Here is a 21,505-nt window from a genome sequence, read left to right on the forward strand (position 1 = left end):
CGCTCTAGCTCCGCACCTTGGGGTTGAGGACGTTGAGGGAGCCCGAGCGGAAGCCGCTCAGGTCGAGGGTCGCAAACAGGTAGCCGGCGCGCTTGCACGCGGCGATGAGCTCGACGCGGCGCTCGATGGCCCGGGGCAGGTCGGCGGCGGGGACCTCGATGCGCGCGACCTCGCCGTGGTGGCGGACGCGAAACACCGCGAAGCCCTGGGCGCGCACGCCCGCCTCGGCGGCCTCGACCATGGCGAGGACCTTCGCGTCGACGCGGGTGCCGGCGGGCACGCGGCTGGCCAGGCAGGGCGCGGCCGGCTTGGCGTGGTTGGGCAGGCCCAGGTGCCGGGCGAGGGCGCGGATCTGGTCCTTGCCGAGCTCGGCTTCGATCAAGGGCTTGCGGACCGCGTTCTCCTCGGCCGCGAGCATGCCCGGGCGGTGCCCGCCGAGGTCGTCGAGGTTGTCCCCCGACACGACGCAGGCGAAGCCCTCGGCCTTGGCCAAGACGACGAGGCGCTCGAACAGCTCGGTCTTGCAGTGGTAGCAGCGGTCGCCGGCGTTGGCCTGGTAGCCGGCGCGCTCGATCTCGTGGGTGTCGACGAGGCGGTGGCGAAGACCGAGCTCGGCGGCGACGCGGCTGGCGAAGGCGCGCTCGCTCTCGGCCAGCGAGGGCGAGACGCCCGTGACCGCGAGGGCGCGCTCGCCGTGGACCCGGGCCGCGACCACGGCGACGAGGGTCGAGTCGACGCCGCCGGAGAAGGCGGTGACGGTCGGTCCGTAGCGGCGCAGGGTCGACTCGAGGCGCGCGAGGTCCTCGGCGATGGTCGGATGCGGAAGGTGCGCGTTCATCCCGGGCTCCCTTCGGCCTTGGCCTTGGCCTGCTGTTTGCCCAGGACCTTGGCCACGATTTCGGCCGCGATGTAGCCGCGAAGCACGTCGCGCACCGCTTGAAGGCTCAATCCGCGGGCGCGCGCGATGCGGGCGAGATCTTCATGCTCGATCTTGTAGCGCTCGCCGGCGCGCTTGATCGACACGGGGCCGAAGGGCGTGGCGACGGTCTCGCTGTGCCGGGCGAGCACGGTGCGCGCCGACACGCGCTCGCGCACGCCGAGGGCCGCGCTCTCGCGCAGGATGCAGGCGATGGCGGCCTCGCGCCGGCTGGGCGGGACCAAGGCCGTGAGCGCGACGCCGGGCCGACCCTTCTTCATGGTCAGCGGCGCGTAGGCGACGTCGACGGCCCCGAGCTCGAACAGGCGCTCGGACAGCCAGGCGAGGCGCTCGGGGGTCTCGTCGTCGAGGTGGGTCTCGAGCACGAGGACCTCGTCGCGGAGCAGATCGCTGCCTGCTTGCGACTGGGAGGCGTTGGCGTGGGCGGCCGCGCGGGGCTCCATGAGGCTGACGCGGACGATGCTCGAGCTGCGCGTGCCGGCCCCGTAGCCCGCGAGCGCCCGGGTGCCCGCGAGCTCGCCGGCGCGCAGCGGTCGGCCCCAGGCGCGCAGCAAGGCGGCGCCCGTGGGCGTGACCATCTCGCCCTCGCCGACGCCGGGCTGGACCACGAAGTCGGTGAGCAGCTCGACGACCGCGGGGGCCGGCGCGGGCATGTCTCCGTGGGCGCAGCGGATCGTGCCGGAGCCCCCGGGGAGCGCCCCGCAGACCAGCTCGTCGACGCCCAGGCGGTCGAGGGCCGCGCTCACGCCACAGATGTCGAGGATCGCGTCCGCGGCCCCGACCTCGTGGAAGTGCACGCGCTCCACGGGGATGCGGTGGACCGCGGCTTCTGCCTCGGCCAGCACGCAAAAGCTTCGATCGGCCATGGCCTTGGCCCGCGGGCTGAGGGCCGAGGCCTCGATGCGCGCGCGGATCTCCGGGAGGTGGCGGTGACCCTCCTCGTCGGGAACGACAAAGGTTGCCTTGGTGCAGCCGAGGTGTCGCCGGCTCGTGGCCTCGACCTCGAGCTGCCAGTCGGGCAGATCGAGGCTGGCCAGCTGCCCGCGCAGCCACTGGGGCTCGACCATCGCCTGCCCCTCGCCGTCACGCAGGTCCAAGAGGGCGCCGAGGAACATGTCCCCCGCGAGCCCACCAAAAGGATCGACGACGCCGACGGTGCGCGCGCTGGAATTGGCCGTGGACACGGTTCTGCGTCTGTACAGCATCCTAGGCGCGGCGGCCAGCGTCAGCCGAGCAGGGTCGCCCGCGCCCCGGATTGAGCGGACGCTGCGCGCGTCGACGTCGTGCCACGAAGGCGTCGAAGGGATTGCGTGCGCTTGCTCTTGCCGTCGTCGAGCTTCGCACCTGCGCAGGATTTTTCGCGGACTCTAACTTCCCTCCAAAGGCCGCGGATCATCGTCGCGAAGCCCATTCGCCCTCGTGCAGGCCCGTTCACGACTGGACCCAAACGCCATGTCGGGTTATCGAGCGCCGTCTCGGCCCCCGCCGCCGAAGAGGCCCCCATGACTGCGAGCTACTTCGACGTCGACGGAACGCTGGTCAGCAGCAACTTGATGCACACGGCCGTTTGGTACATGGCCAACGACATCAACCCGCTGCGCTCTGCCAAGAAGCTCGGACGCCTGCTGATGCGCGCGCCCAAGCTGCTCGTGGCGGAAATGCGTGACCGTCGAAGTTTCAACGAGCTGCTCTTCGAGTGCTTCCGCGGCACGTCCGAGGACCGGATCCAGGTCCTCGCCGACGAAGCCTACGGCTGGTGCATGAAGGACAACATCTACGACGGCGCCAAGGACATCGTCGCCCGCGCCAAGGACCTCGGACACGAGGTCGTGCTGGTGTCCGGCGCGCTCGACTTCCTGCTCGAGCGCCTCGCCGAGGACCTGGGCGCCGACCACTACGTCGGCAACCGCCTCGAGATCCACGAGGGCTACGCCACCGGCAAGCTGCTGCGCCCGGTGGTCGCCGGCCCGACCAAGTCACGGCTCATCGCCGAGCACGCCCGCGACCACGGGCACGAGCTCGAGGACTGCTTTGGCTACTCCGACTCCTACTCCGACGTGCCCATGCTCTCGGTCGTCGGCCACCCCGCGGTGATCAACCCCGACGCTCAGCTCCTGCGCCTGGCCCGGACCTACCAGTGGCCGATCATCGAGCTCGCGCACGACTAGGACAGACGACATGACCAGCCCCAACATCGTCTACACCGACAAGCACAGCGCCCCGCGCGTGCAGTTTTGCGGCGACACCCTGATCGAGGTCGACCTCCCCGTCGGCACGCGCTGCATCTACCCCAACGCCCCCCTCGAGCCCATCAAGGACCTCGACGCGGCGATCCGCTACGCCATCACCCACCCCCTGGGCTGCGAGCCGCTCTACGCCAAGCTGCGCCCGGGCATGAAGGTGGCCATCGCCATCGACGACATCTCCATGCCGCTGCCGCCCATGCGCACCCCCGACGTGCGCGAGCGGGTGCTGAGCGTGGTGCTCGAGATGCTCGACGACTACGGGGTCGAGGACATCGATCTGATCATCGCGCTCGCCTACCACCGGCGGATGACCGAGGGCGAGATCCAGCGCATGGTCGGCAAGCGGATCTTCGACCGCTTTTGGCCCGACCACCTCTACAACCATGACGCCGAGGACTCGGCCAACATGGCGGAGCTGGGGCTGACGGACAAGGACGAGGTCGTCGAGCTCAACCGCGCCGCGGTCGAGGCCGACCTGCTGATCTACGTCAACCTCAACTTCGTGCCCATGAACGGCGGGCACAAGTCCGTGGGCGTGGGCCTGTGCGGCGGCAAGACCCTGTCGGCGCACCACAACCCCTACGCCCTGCGCAAGACTCGGAGCTACATGGAGCCCGAGACCTCGCACATCCAGACGATCATCGATCGCGTGGGCAAGGTCGTGCAGGACAAGCTCGACGTGTTCCACATCGAGACGACGATCAACAACCGGATGTTCGATCGCAACCTCGACTTCCTGGGCAAGAACCCGGACGAGTACACGACCCGCGAGAAGCTCGCCCTGCGCACGGTGCTGTTCGCCCTCGACAAGTGCCCCAACGGCCTGCGCGAGGAGATCTTCATGCGCTTCCCGGCGCCCTACGGGGTGACCGGGGTGTTCGCCGGCGCGACCGAGCCGACCCACGCGCGCTCGGTGCAAAAGTGCTACGAGCAGTACTGCGTGCCGATCCAGGGTCAGGCCGACATCCAGATCACCGGCATCCCCTACATCTCGCCCTACAACGTCAACGCCTTCCTGAACCCGCTGCTGGTCCAGGTCATGGCGCAGGGCTACCTGCACAACCTGCACCGCGGTCAGCCCCTGCTCAAAAAGGGCGGGACGATGATCATCACCCACCCGTGCAGCGATCGCTTCGACCACGATCAGCACGCGCCCTACGTCGAGTTCTTCCACAAGCTGCTGACCCAGACCCGCGACGCGGTCGAGCTGCACAAGCGCTTCGAGAAGGAGTTCTCGCGCAACCCGGCCTACATCCGCATGTACCGGACCGGGAACGCTTACCACCCCAACCACCCCTTCTACATGTGGTACTGGGGCGAGGCCGGCCGCGCCTGGCAGGGGCGCTGCATCGTCGTCGGCGCCGACAACGAGTACGTGCCCGAGATCCTCGGCTACGAGACCGCCCCGAACATGACCGAGGCGATCCGCATGGCCAAGGAGAGCGCGCCCAGGGACCCGCAGATCACCTGCGCCAACTTTGCTCCGATCATGATGACGGACATGAAGGTCTGAGCCGTGACCGAGCTGGACACCACCTCCGCTGCCGCCCCCGCGAGCGAGCTGCCGCCCATCGACGTGGGCGCCGTGTTCGCGGGCAAGAACATCGTCGTCATCGGCGCGACGGGCTTCCTGGGCAAGGTCTGGCTGGCCATGCTCCTGGACCGTTACCCGCAGATCGGCCGGGTCTACACGGTCGTCCGCGCGCGCAAGACCATCACCTCGGAAGAGCGCTGGTGGACTGAGATCGTGCCCTCGCCGGTGTTCGACTGCATCCGCGAGCGCCGCCCCGGGGCCGCGTCCGAGGCCTTCTTCCGCGAGAAGGTCGTGGCCGTCAACGGCGACGTGACCCGGCCGAACATGGGCATCGACGTCGAGGCCATCGACGAGCCCATCCACGCCATCGTCAACGTCGCCGGCGTGGTCGACTTCAACCCGCCGCTGGACGACGCCCTCAAGGTCAACGCCCACGGCGCCCGCAACCTCGTGGCCCTGTGCAAGGCGCTCAGCGAGAAGGCGGGCTTCGACGTGCCGGTGATGCACACCAGCACCTGCTACGTCGTCGGCTCCCGCGACGGGGTCATCCCCGAGCGCAACACCCTCGAGTTCCCCTTCCCCCGGGCCGACGAGCTCGACGTCAGCCACTGGGACGCCGAGCGCGAGATCGCCGAGTGCACCGACCTGGTCGCCTCGACGCGGCGCCGGGCCGAGGACGCCCCGCGCCAGTCTCACCTCCTCGACGAGGCCAAGCGCAGCCTCAAGGCGCGCCACGAGCCCCTGCGCGGCAAGGCCCTCGAGGACGAGCTCGAGAAGGTCAAGCGCCGCTTCGTCCGCGAGCGGCTCATCGAAGCCGGCGCCGAGCGGGCCACCTTCTGGGGCTGGCCCAACATCTACACCTACACCAAGAGCATCGGCGAGCAGGTCCTGCTGCGCTCGGGCATCAAGCTGACCATCGTCCGCCCGGCCATCGTCGAGTCGGCGATCAGCTTCCCCAAGGTCGGCTGGTGCGAGGGCATCTCGACCTCCACGCCGATCATGTACCTGGCCTACAAGGGCCACGCGAACATCCCGGTCGGGGACCACTGCTACTACGACGCGATCCCCGTCGACCTGTGCTCGGCGGGCATGATCGGCGCGCTCGCGGCCCTGATGGCCGACCGCTACGAGGTCTGCTACCAGTTTTGCTCCTCGGACTCGAACCCGCTCAAGACCCGCCGCGCTGGCGAGCTCATCGGCCTGGCCAAGCGCCGCTATTACAAGAACCGCAGCAAGGGCAACGCCCTGGTCAACCAGGTCCAGTCCTTGTTCGAGCCGGACATCGTGCCCCTCGAGCGCTACGAGCGGGTGTCCTCGCCCACGGTCAAGCGCCGGGCCAACCAGGTCGCCGAGCTGCTCGGCCGCTTCGACGAGACCCCGGCCAAGCGCTGGACCGCGCCGGTGCGCAAGCAGGCCGAGGGCCTGGCCAAGACCGCCTCGAACGTCGAGATGGTGTTCGAGGCCTTCATCCCCTTCATCACCCGCAACGAGTTCCGCTTCTCGGCCAAGAACACCCGGGCGATGATGGCCTCGCTGAGCGAGGCGGACCGGGCCAAGCTGCCCTGGAACCCCGAGGACATCGACTGGCGCGAGTACTGGCTCGAGATCCACCACAAGGGCGTGGAGGAGTACTCGATCCCGCTGCTCGAGGAGAAGCTGCGCAAGGAGGTCAAGCCCCGGCGCCGCCACGACAACCTCGTGGCCATGCTCGAGGACATGTGCGAGCGCCACGAGCACGCGCTGGTGTTCCAGCGCCTCGAGGGCGACCCGCCCACGCTCACGCGCATCACCTACCGCGACCTCGAGCGCCGCTCGGCGTCCGTGGCCGAGAAATTGTGGGCCCACGGCATCCGCCCCGGGGACCGCGTGGCCATCGGCGGCCGCAACCACCCCTGCTGGGGCATCGCCTACTTCGGCATCCTGCGCTGCGGGGCCGCGGCGGTGCCCGTGGACAAGGACTACGCCGCCGGCCCGCTGGCGACGGTGCTCGACAAGTCTGGGGCCAAGCTCGCGCTCTTCGACGACCACGTCGTCGAGCTCGAGCCCGAGTCGTGCCCGCGCTGGGACCTCCACGAGGTCGCCGCCGAGGTCGGCCCCGACGCCCCCGCGCCCGCGCTGCCCGAGGTCGAGATCGGCGACGACACCCTCGCAAGCGTGCTCTACACCTCGGGGACCACCGGCGACCCCAAGGGCGTGATGCTGACCCACGAGAACTTCACGGCGCTCGTGGCCGCGCTCGCGCCCTTGTTCCCCCTCGAGCACCAAGACCGCGTGCTCTCGGTCCTGCCCCTGCACCACACCTTCGAGTTCACCTGCGGCATGCTGCTGCCGATCTCGCGCGGGGCCCGGGTGGTCTACCTCGACGAGATCAACGGCGATCGCATGGTCGAGGGCCTCGAGGCCGCGCAGATCACCGGGATGATCGGCGTGCCCGCGCTGTGGGAGCTGATCGAGCGGCGCATCGTCAACGAGGTCCGCGAGCGCGGCCGGCTGACGGAGAAGATCTTCGATCTGACCCTCGACCTGAACCGCAACATCGGCAAGACCCTGGGCGTCGACCTGGGCCGGGTGCTGTTCGGGCCCGTGCACCAGCAGCTCGGCGGCAACCTCAAGTACCTGGTCTCCGGCGCCGCGGCCCTGCCCAAGGACGTCCACCAGACCTTCCAGGGCCTCGGCCTGCACCTCGCCGAGGGCTACGGCCTGACCGAGGCCGCGCCGGTGCTGACCCTGTCCAAGGCCTCGCCGCGCAACAAGGGCGGCAACGTGGGCAAGGCCATCCCCGGCGTCGAGCTGCGCATCGACGAGCCCAACGACGACGGCGTCGGCGAGATCCTCGCCCGCGGCCCCAACGTCATGGTCGGCTACGAGGGCGCCCCCGATGCGACCGCCGAGGTCCTCGAGGACGGCTGGCTGCGCACCGGCGACCTGGGCAAGCTCGACTCCAAGGACCGGCTCAAGATCGTCGGCCGGTCCAAGGAGGTCATCCTCTCGGCCTCGGGCGAGAACGTCTACCCCGACGACGTCGAGGTCATGCTCGGGCTCCCGCGCTTCGTCAAGGAGCTGTCGATCGTCGGCATCCCCGACCGCGAAAAAGAAGGGGCCGAGCGCGTCGCCGTGCTCGTGGTGCCCGACTACGAGGGCTTCGAGGGCGAGACCCTCGACCGCGTCGCCCGGCGCAAGGAGTGCGAGAAGGAGCTGCGCAAGGCCATCGCCAACTTGCCCCGGCACATGCGGCCCACGGTGATCCACTTCACCGACGTCGACCTTCCGCGCACGACCACCCGCAAGGTCAAGCGCAAGGAGGTCAAGCGCATCCTCGAGACCCTGCGCTCGGCCGCCGAGGCCGTGGCCGCGGCCAAGGTCAGCGGGGGTCGGGGCGGCAAGGGCAGCGCCGCCTCGGTGGTCCGCAGCGCGATCGCGTCCATCGCCAAGCGCAAGCCCGAAGAGGTCCAGCCCCAGCACGACATCCAAAACGACCTGGGCTTCGACTCGCTCATGGTCGTGGAGCTGACCTCCGTGCTCGAGGCCTCGGCGCCCAAGCTGGCCGAGGTCAACCTGTCCGAGCTGCGCACCGTGGGCGAGCTCGAGGAGGTGTTCCTGCGCGTGTCGGGGCGGGCCGCCAAGCCCGAGCCCTCGCGCACCCGGACCATCGAGAAGGACGAGGACGAGAGCTTCTACGTCCCCGAGTTCATCCGCGACCCGGCCAAGGCCGCGCTGACCGTGGGCCAGCTGAGCTTCTACGACACCTTCATGAACGTGAAGATCCGGGGCAAGGCGAACATCCCCCACAACCGCCCGACCCTGGTGGTCTGCAACCACGCCTCGCACCTCGACATGGGCCTGGCCAAGTACGGCCTGGGCAGCTACGGCGCGGGCATCGTGGCCCTGGCCGCGGAGGACTACTTCTTCAAGAACAAGTGGGCCCGAGCCTACTTCGAGAACTTCACCAACATGGCCGCGCTGGACCGGCGCTCGGGGCTGCGCAAGGCCCTCGAGCAGGCCGGCGAGCACCTCGACCGCGGCCGCACGGTGCTGATCTTCCCCGAGGGCACGCGCAGCACCGACGGGGTCATGCGCGAGTTCATGCCGCTCATCGGCCACCTGGTCATGACCCACCAGGTCGACCTGCTCCCGCTGTGGCTCGGCGGCACGCACAAGGCCCTGCCCAAGGGCGCCACGGTCCCGCGCAGCCGCAAGGTCGAGGTCCGCATCGGGCCGCCGCTGACCGTCGAGCAGCTGCAGGTCCGGACCAAGGGCATGAAGCGCTCGGACACCTACCGCGAGGTCGCGCGCCTGGCCCACGCGGCCGTCGCGGCCCTGCGCGACGGCGGGCAGCTCGACCTCGAGACCGAGAACGTCAAGGCCGCCGCGCGGGTCGAGGCCGTCGCCGCCGCGGGCGGGGACGCCGAGGCTGTCAAGGCAGCCGCGGCGGCGCCCATCGCCGTCGACACCGGGCCCTCGGCCACGGCCAAGATCTTCGACGATCTGAAGGGCCGCTTCGTCGCCGGAGCCGTCGACAAGCCGACCAGCTTCTACTTCTCCCTGGGCAGCGCGCCCGACGGGAAGTGGACCCTGAAGCTCACCGCCGAGGCGGCACAGTTCGTCCCCGGGCGCCCCGAGGGCGGGAAGGCCGACTGCGTGCTCAAGACCTCCGTCGAGATCTTCGAGAAGATCGTGCGCGAGAGCTACACGCCCTCGGTCGCCGAGTTCGTGGCCGGCAAGGTCAAGTCCAACGACATCGCCCTGCTGCAGGTCTTCCAGCGGGCCTTCAACCTGTGAGGAGCTGAGCGAATGGCTGACACCGGCAAGATCCTGCTCACCGGCGCGACGGGCTTTTTGGGCTACCACGTCGCGGTCGCGCTGACCTCTGGCGCTCAAAGCAGTGAGGCAGGGGGGGAAGCCCGCGAGGTCGTCGCCCTCGTCCGCGACCCCGACTCGGCCTCCGCGGCCCGCCTGCGCGAGCTGCCAGGCCTGACCCTGGCCCAGGGCGACGTGCTCGACGCCGAGAGCATCGAGCGCGCGGCCCAGGGCTGCGTCGCGGTGCTGCACTGCGCGGGCAAGGTCTCGCGCGGCTCCACGGACGTGGTCGAGATGACCCGCGTCAACATCCGCGGCGTCGAGGTCGTGCTCGACGCGTGCAAGGCCGCCGGGGTCACCCGGGCCGTGGTCGCCAGCACCAGCGGGACCATCGGGGTCAGCGACGACCCCGACCAGGTCGCCAACGAGGACGACTCGCCGCCGCTGTCGCTGATCAACCGCTGGCCCTACTACCGCTCCAAGTACTACGGCGAGCAGGCGGCCCTCGAGCGCAACGTCGAGGGCTTCGAGGTGGTCATCGTCAACCCGGCCTTGTTGCTGGGCCCGGGCGACCTGCACGGCAGCTCCACGGAGGACGTGCGCCGGGTGCTCGAGCAGCGCATGCCGGTGGTCCCCGCGGGCGGCTACGCCTTCGTCGACGCCCGCGACGCGGCCCGGGGCATGATCCAGGCCCTCGACGCGGGCAAGGCCGGGCGCCGCTACCTGCTGGTGTCCTGCAACTGCACCATCCAGACCTTCGTCAACCGCATCTCGCGGGTCGCCGACCTCGGCGGGGCCGTGTTCGCGCTGCCCGATCGCAAGGCGGTCAAGCGGGTCACGAAGTGGTTCGTGCGCCAGGCCCAGGACATCCTCGGGGAGGACGACGCCCTGCCCGACGAGGCCAGCATCGAGCTCGCCCAGTACTACTGGTACGTCGACTCGACCCGCGCCGAGAACGAGCTGGGCTGGTCCGCGCGCGATCCGATGTTGACCCTCGCGGACACCGTCGCCGACCTGCGCGCGCGCGGGGTCGTGGTGCTGCGTCCCGCCCGCTGAGGTTGTCGAGCCCGAGGTCTCTTCGATGAGCGCAGTCGCCAAGCTCCCCGCGACCACCGGCCCGACGGTGGCGATCGTCAACCCCAACGCGCAAAGCGGCGGGGCCGAGGAGACCTGGAAGACCCTGCGCGAGACCATGCGGATCCGCTTCCCGGGGCTGCGCGCGCGCTACACCGAGGCGCCAGAGCACGCGACCTGGCTGTGCCGCGAGGCCCTCGAGGCCGGGGCCTCGACGATCATCTCCGTCGGCGGCGACGGGACCACCAACGAGGTGCTCGGCGGCTTCGTCGACCCCGAGACCGGCCGCAACCGCTTCCCCGAGGCGACCCTGGCCGTGCTCGCCGCGGGCACGGGCGGCGACTTCCAGCGCATGTGGGGGCGGTCCTCGCTCTCGCGCCAGGTCGACCGGCTGTGCGCGGCCGAGGCCCGGCGCGTCGACTACGGCGTGGCCCGCTACGTCGGCCGCGACGGCGAGCCCAAGCTGCGCCCTTTCCTCAACGTCGCCAGCGTCGGCGTCAGCGGCGACGTCGTGCGCCGGGTCAACGACTCCGACGCCCAGCTCGGCCCGACCCTCAAGTACCTGCTGGGCACGCTCCAGGGCATCTCGGGCTGGCGCAACGTCCAGGTCGAGGTCCGCCGCGACGAGGGGCCCAAGCGCCGCGTCGACCTGACCCTCGGCATCGTCGCCAACGGCCAGTACTTCGGCGCGGGCATGTGGGTGTGCCCCGACGCGGCCATCGACGACGGCGCCTTCGACTGCGTCGAGGTCACCGGCATGTCCCGCCGCACCCTCGTCGCGACCCTGGCCAAGGTCTTCGACGGCCGCCACCTGCGGGTCCGCGGCGTCGAGCACGGGCGGGCGCGCAGCGTCGAGATGCGCCCGGTGTGGGATCAGGCCGTGGTCCCCATCGAGGTCGACGGCGAGCCCGTGGGCCAGCTGCCGGCGCGCTTCGAGCTCCAGGTCGACGCGCTGCGTTTGCGCGTCGGCTGAGTCCAACGCCGCAGTCCTTGCCCGCGCCCGGCTCTGGGGCGAGGGCGCGGGCGTTGCTAGGGTCTGGACATGCGCATGGCGATCGTGACCTTGGGCGGCGCGCTGCTCTTCGCGAGCTTCGGACCCCTGGGATGCCCCGGAGACGAGGACGAGGAGCTGGAGGCAGCGGCCGAGGCACCCGCGCCTGCTGCTGAAGCGAGCCCCGGCGAGAACCCGGGCCAGGGCGGCGACGTCGGAGCGCCGGACGAGGTCGTCAGCGGCGGGGACGGGGACATCGAGCAGGCCGTGGCCCTGCGCGCCGACCCCAAGACGAGCAAGGTCGGCTTCGCCGTCGCCCGAGCGACCATCGGCCACATCGGCAGCTTCGAGGACTTCTCGGCCGCGCTGACCCTCGACGAAAAGGGCGAGCCCATGGCCTTCGCCGTGCGGGTGAAGACCGGCTCGGTCGTCGCCGATCAGCCCGGGCTGACCCACCACCTCAAGAGCGCCGACTTCTTCGACGCCGAGACATTCCCCGAGGCGGGCTTCGAGGCCACGGCGATCACCCCGGTCGCCGACACGCCCGGGCACTACACCGTCACCGGCCCCATGCGCCTGCACGGCGTGACCCAGGAGCTCAGCTTCGAGGCGACCCTCGAGCGCGAGGCCGAGTTCGTCCGCGCCAGCGCCTCCCTCGACATCAGCGCCAAGGCCTTCGGCATCACCTACGCCGGCATGGAGGCGGAGCTAGCGGACGACGCGGTGGCTCTGGAGATCGACCTGAGCTTCCCGCGGCCCAAGTGAGTCGAGGACGTGGGGCAGGGAGGGCGTGGCGTCGTCCACGACGGCTAAAATAGATAGGGACTGTGAAAACTTCACAGTCCCTGAGCCGAACGGCTGCACGCGCAATCGGCCACGGGGACAGAGCCCCGCGGCCGATGCGTGGTGACTGAAGGGCTGGCGCTCAGGCCCGGGCCCGACGCAGGCCGCGGACCGTGGTCGCCATCCACACCGGCAGGGCGGTCATCAAGCCCCAGGCCAGGGTCGTGGGCACGATGCCCGAGGCGCGCAGCGTCGCGTCCACGCGCAGCTCGGGGTCGATGCTCTGGAGCGCGGCGCACATGTCGAAGAAGCCGAACAGCGAGCCGACGACGCCGAGGCCCACGGCGATCCAGGCCAGGCGGTCGGCGAGGTGGAGGTAGGGCGAGGGCGCCTCGTCTCCCTGGGGCTCGCCTTCTTTGCTGTCCTGACGCTTCAGCGCCGACTCGTAGACGAGCATCGCCACCGCGGCCCCGATCGTCAGGGTGATGATGTGCATGAACAGGCCGCCGTTGGTGTAGAACTGAACGAAGTCTCCCATTTTCCTTGCTCCTCGGGTCTTTGTGGCTGGGGGCGGCGCCGCGTCGGTGTGTGCCGCGGCGCTCACTCTCCATGGTGTTGAGCCCTTCGGGATCCCTACACTCGCCGCGGAAGAATTCTCTGGGGGCCCACTCCCGAGCCTCGTTGCTAGGCCCGAGCGACGACGTAGACCAGCTCGTAGAGCGAGTCTTCGGCCTTGGAGCCGACGAAGGCCGTGAACGGCTGCGAGCCGCCGTTGACCAGCTCCAGGCCCTCGGCCTTCACGCGCAGGACCCCGAGCACGTCGTCGGCGCTGCCGCTGTCGTAGTCCATCAGCTCGATGTCGACGGAGCCGGTGAACTCGACCTGGAGGTCGAGGTCGCGGGCGTCGCCGCCCTTCATGCCCTCGTAGTCCTCGCCGGACGGCCAGATCCGCTTGCCCCCGCGGCGCACGAAGAGGTCGTCCTGGTCGCGGTCGGAGTCGATCCACTTGGCGATCTCGGCCCCGCCCGCGATCGCCCCGCCCGCGGCGGCCAGGAGCAGGCCCGGCTTGGGCGCGCCCTCGAAGGCGACCGAGGCCCCGAACTTGGCGATGTAGACCCCGACGTCCGAGAAGAAGTTGGCGACGTCGACCTCGATGCCCACGGCCGGGCGGACGCAGTGGGCGTAGAAGACGTAGACGAGCATGGCCTCGTGGGCGCTCGCCCAGCTCACGTGCTCGAAGCGCAGCGGGAAGCCGTCGATGGGCAGGGGCCGCCAGTGCTCCCAGCTGCGCGGGCTCGGGGCCTGGGCGTTGACGGTGCCGTCGCTGTGGCCCATGACCCACTTGCCGTGGTGGCTGCGCAGGGCGATGACGTGGTCCATGCGGATCGGTCCCGGCGAGGCGTCGCCGTTGGTGCGGGTCAGGGTGAAGCGCTCCCAGCTGTCGACCGCGGAGCGATCGGCGACCAGGCCGCCGTCGGGCTGGGCCGAGAGGTAGGCGCCGTGGTGGCTGCGCAGGCTGACCTGGTCGCCGTAGCTCAGCGCCCGATCCTCGGCGCCGCCGATGCGGTCGAGGGTGAAGTGCTCCCAGGACTTGACGTGGGTGACGAGGTTGCTCAGCGCGCCGCTGGGGTTGGCGGACAGCACCTTGCCGTGGTGGGAGCGAAAGGCCACGCGCTGGTTGTCGTGGACGACGGCGCCCACCTCCCAGCGCTGATTCGCGGCCCCGGTCCAGTGATCCTGAACGAGCTCGCCGCCCGCCGGGGTCAGGGCCTTGCCGGTGTGCCCCGCGAGCAGGCGGGAGCCGCCGCCCTCGAGGGTCTGGAGGCGCCAGCGCTGGTTCGCGCCGCCGTTGTCGTCCCAACAGATCACCGCGGCGCGGTCGTCCTTGGACGCGCCGCTGACGTCGAGGCACAGCTGCGTGCCGACGTTGCGCAGCCGGCCCTCGATGTTCTCGATGACCCACTGCTGGTTGGGGGCGCCGGTCCACTCGCGCAGCTGGGCGGGCTGGCCCTTGTCCAGGCCCGTGAGCACGCGGCCGGTGCCGCGCTCGGTGATGACGATGTGTTGCTGGGGATGAAGCGTGATCGCTGCCATGGCTCCCAAGCTGCGGGCCACGTTACGCCGCAGCAATCTCAGCCGGTCTCAGCCAATCTCGACCGATTGTGCTCGCGAACCGCGGCTCGGCTCCCAGCCCAGGGTCGCCAGCGAGGCCTCGACGAGCGCGCCCATGCTCGCGCAGGCCCGGAAGCTGGGGTCGTCGTAGTGGGTGGCCAGGTCGTCGCGCAGCGCGATGAGGTGCTCTTCGGGGGCGAGGTGGTCGGCCTTCATGGTGTCGAGGAGATCGCGCAGGCGGGCGGCCTCGGTCCGCGCTCGGTGGCGGATCAGGCTGCGCTCTTCTTGCTGGTACTGCAGCGTGGTCTTGGGCTCCATGCACTTCATGCCCAGGAACACGATCGGGTTGTTCTCGATGTAAAAGTTCGGCTGGTAGACGCGGATGTTGCTCTCGTAGCTCTGCTGATCGAAGTCGATGGCGCGCAGGCGGTAGCTGGTCTCGTCGAAGTCGGGGGTGATGTCGACGACGAAGTTGCCCGAGTGCATGTCGCCGAGCAGGCGGACGAAGCAGCGCTCGGTGAACTTGACGAACTCCTTGGCCAGGCGGACCTCGTCGAGGTGCTTGTCCTCGAGATACTCGCGCATGAAGGTCTCGCCGGGGATGCCGGCGATGTGCTCCTCGACCAGGGTGTCGCCGCAGGTCATGAACTCGAGGCGGTTGGGCGAGAGGATGTGCTCGAGCTCGAGGCCGTAGACCCGGGAGGCGTCGGCCTTCTTGACGTAGAAGTAGTCGAAGTTCTCGTTGAGGGTGTTGAGGATGCGGACCCGGAAGGGCTGGGTGTTGCCGTAGGAGCACACGTCGACGCGGTCGGTGACCAGGTGCTCCATCAGCCCGCGCTCGCCCGTGACCCGCAAGCTGGCGTAGGTCCCGACCAGCTCGCGGTGGATCCGGCGGCGCTCGTGGGCGGGGTAGAGCACGCTCTCCCACAGCGTGTCCCGGCCGCGCTTGTCGTAGACGGGGATCGTATCGCCGTAGTAGGTCAGGTCCTCGTAGCGGATCGGCAGCTCGACCTCGCGCCGGTGCCGGCGAAGGTAGGCGCGCAGTCCCGGGGAGATGGGGTAGGGCTGCTTCTTGCGCGAGATCATGCCCATGGTGCGCAGCGATGGTAGCGGAGCCCGGACCCGAGCCCCCGCCATTTGGGTCAACACCCACCCGCGGGGGCAGTATGATGCGCCCATGACCCCTCAAGACATCAAGGCGGCCCTCGAGGCGCGCGGCTGGACGGCGACGATCGTGCCCCGCAGCGAGGTCAGCGACATCGTCGACGTCGGCGGCGACGGGCTCATGAAGTGCGTCGACGGGCGGCCCTCCTTCCACCCGGCCATGAACGGGCCCAAGACCCTCGGTGGGGTCTACGCCATCGCCTCGATGCGCGACGCTCGCGACGTCGCCGGGCTGGTCCAAGCGACTCGCGACGTCGCTGCGTTCGGCCACGTGCCCTCGGTCCACGGAGACCAACACGCTGAGCCTCCGCCCATGGGGTGCGGCTACTTCAAGCTGTGGAAGACAGGGAAGCTGATGAACCTGGCTCCGGAGGGTAAGGAAGACGAGTTCAAGGCCAGTGAGCTGCCCAAGGGTATCGTTCCGCCAAACTACTCGGCCGAGGAGGGCAGTGAAATTGTGCTGTCCGAAGGCGGTGTCTACGAGACCCTGGAGGGGGCACATGAAGAGCAAGAGGTGGTCATCAACCTCGTCACGGACACGACCTTCGAGCCCAGCCGGGAGTCGCAGCGTTTCGTGGTCGATGCGTGGATCACCGACAAGTTCAACATCGATGCAGGTCGCTACTTGACGGTTGCGGCGAAGACCGTCGAGCTGCTGTCCGACGTCCGCAAGGCGCGGATCATCGTCAACTGAGCCAGCGCGGTCCGCAGCGAATTCGGGCGGTCCGCGGTGCGGGCCGCTCGTTTCGCGTCACAGCTTCGCCACGTTGCTGCGGTCGGTGTACTCGAGCTGGCTCAGCACGCAGGCCTCGGCCGCCTTGTCCGTCCGCGCGCGCACGAACACGGGCTGGTAGAGGATGTCGTCCTTGGTCGCGTAGAGGTAGCGGACCTCGGCGACGGGGGTCTCGCCGCGGCTGAGCATGGCGTCGAGGTCCGCGCGGCTGTCGTTGGTGGTCCCGGCGAACACCTTGCCGACCTGCCGCGCCTTGCCGGCGTCGTCGTAGACGGCCATCTGGTAGGCGTTGCCGGCGTTGGCGGTGATGAACACGTCGGCGGTCTTGACGAACTTGTACTTGAGCTGCGTGCCCCCGGACGGCGGGCGGCCGCTGATGTAGGGCGCGTCCTTGCGCTTGAACACGATCCCCTCGGCCCTTTGGGCCTGCAAGGTGGCGAACAGGCTGCGCTTGTCGGCCTCGGTCTTGGCCAGCGGCACGAGCTCGAGCAGCGGGGAAGCAAAGAGCTTGCGCTTTCGCTTCAGCGCGGCGTGGCGCTTGGCGTAGGGCTCTTGGCGCAGGTCTTCGCCGGCCCACGCGAGGGTGTCGAAGACCCAGTAGCAGGGCGGATCGACGAGCAGCTCGCCGTCGAGGCTGGTGCCCTTGGGGGCGAGGGCGCAGGCGTCTCGCAGGGCCCCGCCGAGGCTGGTCTCTTGGCCGTCGCGGTTGGTCGCGACGATGCCCTCGTCGCGGACGTGGACGAGCAGGCGCATGCCGTCGAGCTTTTGCTGGGCGACGATCTCGGCGTCGGCGAAGTAGCCGTCGAGGGCGTCCCCGTCGGCGTTGTTGAGCAGCTGGGCGATGGGCCCCACGCGTCCGCGCCGCTCGATGCCCGCCTTGCTCGCCGAGCCCTGGCCCTGCTCGGGCGCGACCTCGGCGGGCAAGTTGTCGTCGCTGAGGACCTCGTAGCCCTTGCGCTGCTTTTGCTTGACGACCTTGTCGTAGGCCTTCTCGGCCTTGGCCAGGGGGACGTCGATGGCCTTGGTGCCGGAGTTGAGCTTGGCCCCGCGGCGGCCCCACTCGACGGCGACGGTGTAGCCCTTGTCGGTCTCGAGCAGCTTGGCGTTGTAGACCTTGTCAGAGGGCTGCTCCTGGAAGAACAGCTCGATCGAGCGCACGACTTTTTGGGTCACGCGGAGATGATAGCGATCACTCGAACAGCGTGCGGGCGGTCTTGGACGTTTCGACGCTCTCGGGGTCGGCGAAGGTGCCGAGGGCCCGGTCGCCGAAGTGCCGGGTCACGCCCAGCCAGTAGCGCTCGTTCTTGAAGTGGTGCAGGCGATGCAGCCGCCACTGCCGGCGATAGAGGGCGCCGCGGGGTCGGTAGCTGGTGTGCACGAGGAAGTGGATCCACTCGTAGTAGAGGACGATCGCGGCGATGGTGGCCGCGAAGGTGCCGGCCAGACCCGGGGTGGGGAGCACGGCCAGGGCGACGCTGCCGTTGAGGGACAGGCCGAAGGCGAGGATGGGCAGGGGGATCAGCACATGGCGGATGTCCCATGGGTCGCGGTGGTGGAGGCGGTGTTTTCGGGCGGCGTCGTAGTCCCAGCGCAGGGGCTTGCCGAGGACGGTGACCGTGCGCGGGCGGTGGTGGAGGATGAACACGTGGATGATCCACTCGGCGAAGGGGTGGACCGCGAGGATGGCCGCGACGATCGCCAGGTCGGCCCAGGTGAGGGCGTTGAGCGGATCGCCGAGGGCGACCTGGACGCGGTAGCCGAGCCACGCGAGCAGGTGGAGGGTGAGGAGCTTGGGGGTGAGCTCGCGGGCGAAGGCGGCGAAGGCCTGGGCCAGGCTCAGGTCGCGGTCGCGGACGGTGCGGCGGCCGGTGGCGGTCATGGGCGGTCCTCCGTGTGGATGTGCTCGAGGAGCTCGAAGGCGGCGTTCATGCCTCCGCTGCCGAGCTGGACGATGGCGGTGGCGGCTCGGTGGGCGGCGAAGCCGTCTTGGTGGCGGATGGCGTCGAGCAGCTCGATGTAGCGGTCGATGGCGCACAGCTCCTTGGCCAGGGGGAGGAGCAGGGCGTCGCGGATCTGCTCGTAGGTCTGGCGCAGGGTGTTGAAGGCGAGGCGGTAGGCGATGTTGTCGGCGCCCTGGACGATGCGGTCCCACAGCTCGAGGGACAAAAGCTGGAGGGGCTCGAGCTCGCGGGCCGCGGGGGCGGCCAGGCTGGGGTCTGCCGGGAGGGCCTCGAAGGCGCGGGCGAGCTGGGCGACGTGCTCGTCGATGCTGGCGAGGAGCTCGGGGCTGCGACGCTCGGCGCACAGCCGGGCGATGTCGGGGGCGAGGGCGGCCCGCATCTCCATGATGGAGCGGGCGACGGGCAGGTTGGCCTCGCCGTCGGGGGAGAACAGCAGGCGAGGCAGGAGGCTCAGGTCGGCGCTGCGTCGGTAGTCGCGGACGAAGGTGCCGCCGCCGTGGCGCTGCTCGACGAGGCCGGCTTGGGACAGGCGCTTGAGGGCCTCACGGATGGCGCCGCGGTTGACCTGGAGGGTGGTGGCGAGCTCGCGCTCGGAGGGGAGGGTGTCGCCGGGGGTGAGGCGGTGGGTGAGGATCGAGGCGCACAGCTGCTCGAAGACGCCGTCGGAGAGGGAGCTGCGGGGGACGGGCTCGAGCTCGAGGGACATCTCAATGACCATGTCACCTCGAGGTTTTATGGTCAACTGGTCAGACCATTTGATCATCGTGCGTGCGGCCGAATGGTTGGCCAGTCCAGGAGCGGATCCGCCTTCCAGGCCAACAGACGGCCGCCAGGGGCCTACTCGTTCGCCGCGACCCGCTCGACCACGTTGTTCATCATCGCAGTCAGCGCCTCTCGCGCCATCCGAGGCTCCGGCGGATTCGGCCGGTCGTAGAACACATCCCACTTCTCCGTATGCGCCGGCGGCGGCCGCTCATCGTTCCCCCGCGGCCGAAGCCACACGCTCACCTCTTGCGCCTCACGTCGGTGGACCACGCGGATCGCCCCATCATCTAGTGGCCCCTCGACACGCAAGACCTCCCACCCAGGCGCGACCTCGGTGCCCGGCTCGAGCCCACCCAGCAGCGCCCGCGCCTCCTCCCCATAGGGCGGCGGCGGAGGCGGGCGCGGCGGCGCCTCGTTGACGACCTCGTGCGTCTCCAAGTCGATCGCCAAGCTGATCTGCGCGTAGCGGCCCAGGCAAAACAGCGCGAGCGCGACCGCCAGCCCGACCACCGCGCGGTCGATCCACTCAGTCACCGCTGCCCTCCTCCGCAGGCGGCCGCGGCCAGTGAACGATGCGCCCGATCAGCAGCCCCGCGTTGCCGCCCGAGCTCTGCTGCACCTCGATGTCGAGGTGTCGGTGCCACAGCTCCAGGTCGATGGTCCGGTCGAGGCGCTCGTCGTCGACGAAGATCACGACGCTCCCCTCGCTCCAGTCCCGCGGGTGCCGGCCCTCGCCGACCTCGCTGCCGTCTCGCTCCCGACCCAGGATCGGCCGGCCGTAAAAGTGGCTGTCGAGGGCGCGCAGGATCGCCTCGTCCTGGCCGACCTCCGCGTCGAGGAGGGCGTCGAGCTCGTGGACCATGTCGTGCTGGAGCATCAGCTGGACGCGGTCCGGATCGTCGAGCAAGCCCTCGTGCTCGAGCCACGGCCGGGTCAGGGGGAAGTTGGTGATCACCGGCAACCCGTCCGCGTGCGCGCCCGACTCGACCCACCAGGTGGCGATGCCGTCGAGGGTGCGCCGCGGCACGACCAGCCCGGTCCCGGGCCCGAGCAAGGGCGCCGCGCTCAGCCCCGCGACCACCCAGGTCACGGTCACCGCCATCGGGCGCACGCGCGGGCGCAGGAAGGACAGCGCCAGGCACAGCGCCCACACGCCGACGAAGGCCAGCAGGGGCGGCGCGGCCCCGCGTTCGGTGCGGAGCTGGAGGGTGTCGAAGGCGAGGGCCGCGAGCAGGCCGAGGAGCAGCAGGCTGACCACGCCGCCCCACGCCACAGGGCGAGTCCCGTCGCCATCGTCGCTGCCCGCGTGGCGCCCAAAGCCCTCGAGCTGCCGCCCGAGGATCAGCGCCAAGCCAGGCAGCGCGACCATCAAGTAGCGCGGCGAGGTGTCGAAGTTGAACAGCCCGATCATCGGCAGCCCGCGCAGCAACACCACGCACACCGCGACACCCAGGCCGATCCACCGCTCGCGCACGACCAGCTCCCGCGGCCGCAACAGCAGCGCCAGCCCCCACGCCGGGCTCAGCGCGAGCAGAGCCTCGCCGCTCTCGACGAGGCGCCGCGGCAAGTCTCCGCTCTCGACCCAGGTGCTGTCGGCGGGCGCGGTGAGCGTGGGCGGGTAGTGCAGCGCCCACAAAAGATCGCGGTGGTAGAGCACCCCCAAGAGCACGTAGACGACGGGCACGATCGCCATGGCCAGCCCGGGCACGAGCCCGGTCTTCAGCGCGCCGAGTCGGGCCTCGCGCGAGGGGCTGTCCGCCGCTCGCCAGGCCAGGGCGAGCTCGCCCGCGGCGATCACCGCGAGCATCGGCGCGACCTCGGAGCGGACCAGGAGCAGCGCGCCGAGTACGGCCCCTCCGGCGACGGGTCGGTCGCGGACGTGGATGAGGAACAGCCCCAGGAGCAGGCCGGTGACGAGGTCGGCGTTGGAGTGCCCGCCCGCGGCGGTCATCAGCAGCAGCGGCGAGGTCGCGAGGACCAGGGCCGGCACGGCGACGTGGCGTTGGCCGAGCTTGGCGGCGGTGGCCGCCGAGAGCGGGATGGCGGCGGCGGCGACGAGGACGTGGAAGACGACGAAGGCGCGAAAGCCAAGGAGCGCGACGGGGGCGTAGACGAGGGCGAGGACCGGGCGGAGCTTTTGAAAGAACAGCCCCGCGACGGGCTCGGCGGCGAGGATGCTGGCGTAGTGCCAGGTCAGCACGCCCTCGTCGTGGAGGGCCCGGCCGCCGAGGCCGAGGGCGAGCCCGGCGACGACGAAGAGCGCGGTGATTCCCCAGACCACGGACCAGCGGCTCAGGACGCCGACGAGCCCTGCGGGCTTCGCGTTGCTCGTGTCGCTGGACTCCATCGCGCGGGCCCATGATGCCCGAGTCCGACGCAAAGGCACACCGGGCGGGCGGGAGCCGGGG

17 protein-coding genes are annotated in these 21,505 nt (G+C 70.2%); 7 read left to right on the plus strand and 10 right to left on the minus strand.

Annotation, left to right across the window (positions count from 1 at the left end; translation table 11 throughout):
• Positions 1–4: 4 nt before the first annotated feature.
• Positions 5–838: an ATP-dependent sacrificial sulfur transferase LarE gene (larE, locus tag PPSIR1_RS02460; RefSeq protein WP_006969396.1), complete on the minus strand. Its 834-nt coding sequence runs from the start codon at positions 836–838 to the stop codon at positions 5–7.
• Positions 835–2,121: a nickel pincer cofactor biosynthesis protein LarC gene (gene larC / locus PPSIR1_RS02465; RefSeq protein ID WP_157595135.1), complete on the minus strand. Its 1,287-nt coding sequence runs from the start codon at positions 2,119–2,121 to the stop codon at positions 835–837. Before larC ends, larE begins: the two co-directional genes overlap by 4 nt.
• Before the next feature lie 318 nt (positions 2,122–2,439).
• Between larC and PPSIR1_RS02470 the strand changes: the two genes are divergently transcribed.
• The 6 genes from PPSIR1_RS02470 to PPSIR1_RS41640 all read left to right on the plus strand — a co-directional run bounded on the left by PPSIR1_RS02470 (position 2,440) and on the right by PPSIR1_RS41640 (position 12,344).
• Positions 2,440–3,105 (plus strand): HAD family hydrolase, encoded by a 666-nt coding sequence (locus PPSIR1_RS02470; RefSeq protein ID WP_006969398.1) that lies wholly within the window; start codon positions 2,440–2,442, stop codon positions 3,103–3,105.
• A 10-nt stretch (positions 3,106–3,115) separates the two neighbouring features.
• Positions 3,116–4,696, plus strand: coding sequence for an NPN-dependent hydroxyacid isomerase, LarAH14/15/16 family (gene larAH / locus PPSIR1_RS02475; RefSeq protein ID WP_006969399.1), 1,581 nt, complete (start codon positions 3,116–3,118; stop codon positions 4,694–4,696).
• A 3-nt stretch (positions 4,697–4,699) separates the two neighbouring features.
• Complete coding sequence (locus PPSIR1_RS02480) at positions 4,700–9,496, plus strand: AMP-binding protein (RefSeq protein WP_006969400.1); 4,797 nt, start codon at positions 4,700–4,702, stop codon at positions 9,494–9,496.
• A 12-nt stretch (positions 9,497–9,508) separates the two neighbouring features.
• Positions 9,509–10,570, plus strand: coding sequence for an NAD-dependent epimerase/dehydratase family protein (locus tag PPSIR1_RS02485; protein ID WP_006969401.1), 1,062 nt, complete (start codon positions 9,509–9,511; stop codon positions 10,568–10,570).
• Positions 10,571–10,595: 25 nt separating this feature from the next.
• Positions 10,596–11,561 carry a diacylglycerol/lipid kinase family protein gene (locus tag PPSIR1_RS02490; protein WP_006969402.1) on the plus strand — a complete coding sequence of 322 codons (966 nt, stop codon included), beginning with the start codon at positions 10,596–10,598 and terminating at the stop codon, positions 11,559–11,561.
• Positions 11,562–11,630: 69 nt separating this feature from the next.
• Positions 11,631–12,344 carry a YceI family protein gene (locus tag PPSIR1_RS41640; RefSeq protein ID WP_006969403.1) on the plus strand — a complete coding sequence of 238 codons (714 nt, stop codon included), beginning with the start codon at positions 11,631–11,633 and terminating at the stop codon, positions 12,342–12,344.
• Between the two features lie 160 nt (positions 12,345–12,504).
• On the opposite strand, the gene PPSIR1_RS02500 is transcribed toward PPSIR1_RS41640, so the two are convergent.
• The 3 genes from PPSIR1_RS02500 to PPSIR1_RS02510 form a co-directional block, all read right to left on the minus strand.
• Entirely contained in the window at positions 12,505–12,900 is a 396-nt protein-coding gene (locus tag PPSIR1_RS02500) for a hypothetical protein (RefSeq protein ID WP_006969404.1), read from the minus strand.
• Positions 12,901–13,046: 146 nt separating this feature from the next.
• Positions 13,047–14,456, minus strand: coding sequence for an RICIN domain-containing protein (locus PPSIR1_RS41645; protein WP_053335302.1), 1,410 nt, complete (start codon positions 14,454–14,456; stop codon positions 13,047–13,049).
• 48 nt (positions 14,457–14,504) lie between these two features.
• A complete protein-coding gene (locus tag PPSIR1_RS02510; protein WP_006969406.1) occupies positions 14,505–15,566 on the minus strand; it encodes a hypothetical protein in 1,062 nt (353 codons plus the stop codon).
• Positions 15,567–15,651: 85 nt separating this feature from the next.
• On the opposite strand from PPSIR1_RS02510, the gene PPSIR1_RS02515 reads away from it, so the two are divergent.
• The gene (locus PPSIR1_RS02515) at positions 15,652–16,332 is read left to right on the plus strand and encodes a cadmium-containing carbonic anhydrase (protein ID WP_006969407.1); all 681 of its coding nucleotides are present in this window, start codon (positions 15,652–15,654) and stop codon (positions 16,330–16,332) included.
• 57 nt (positions 16,333–16,389) lie between these two features.
• On the opposite strand, the gene PPSIR1_RS02520 is transcribed toward PPSIR1_RS02515, so the two are convergent.
• The 5 genes from PPSIR1_RS02520 to PPSIR1_RS02540 form a co-directional block, all read right to left on the minus strand.
• Entirely contained in the window at positions 16,390–17,544 is a 1,155-nt protein-coding gene (locus tag PPSIR1_RS02520) for an ATP-dependent DNA ligase (RefSeq protein WP_006969408.1), read from the minus strand.
• A gap of 16 nt (positions 17,545–17,560) precedes the next feature.
• Complete coding sequence (locus tag PPSIR1_RS02525) at positions 17,561–18,250, minus strand: sterol desaturase family protein (RefSeq protein ID WP_006969409.1); 690 nt, start codon at positions 18,248–18,250, stop codon at positions 17,561–17,563.
• Positions 18,247–19,038 carry a FadR/GntR family transcriptional regulator gene (locus PPSIR1_RS02530; protein ID WP_045115264.1) on the minus strand — a complete coding sequence of 264 codons (792 nt, stop codon included), beginning with the start codon at positions 19,036–19,038 and terminating at the stop codon, positions 18,247–18,249. Before PPSIR1_RS02530 ends, PPSIR1_RS02525 begins: the two co-directional genes overlap by 4 nt.
• A 131-nt stretch (positions 19,039–19,169) precedes the next feature.
• The gene (locus PPSIR1_RS02535; RefSeq protein WP_006969411.1) at positions 19,170–19,631 is read right to left on the minus strand and encodes a hypothetical protein; all 462 of its coding nucleotides are present in this window, start codon (positions 19,629–19,631) and stop codon (positions 19,170–19,172) included.
• On the minus strand, positions 19,624–21,444 hold the full coding sequence (locus PPSIR1_RS02540; protein WP_006969412.1) for a hypothetical protein: 1,821 nt from the start codon (positions 21,442–21,444) through the stop codon (positions 19,624–19,626). The genes PPSIR1_RS02535 and PPSIR1_RS02540 overlap by 8 nt, the downstream gene beginning before the upstream one ends.
• Between the last annotated feature and the right edge of the window lie 61 nt (positions 21,445–21,505).

The organism is Plesiocystis pacifica SIR-1 (assembly GCF_000170895.1).
Lineage (GTDB): Bacteria > Myxococcota_A > Polyangia > Nannocystales > Nannocystaceae > Plesiocystis > Plesiocystis pacifica.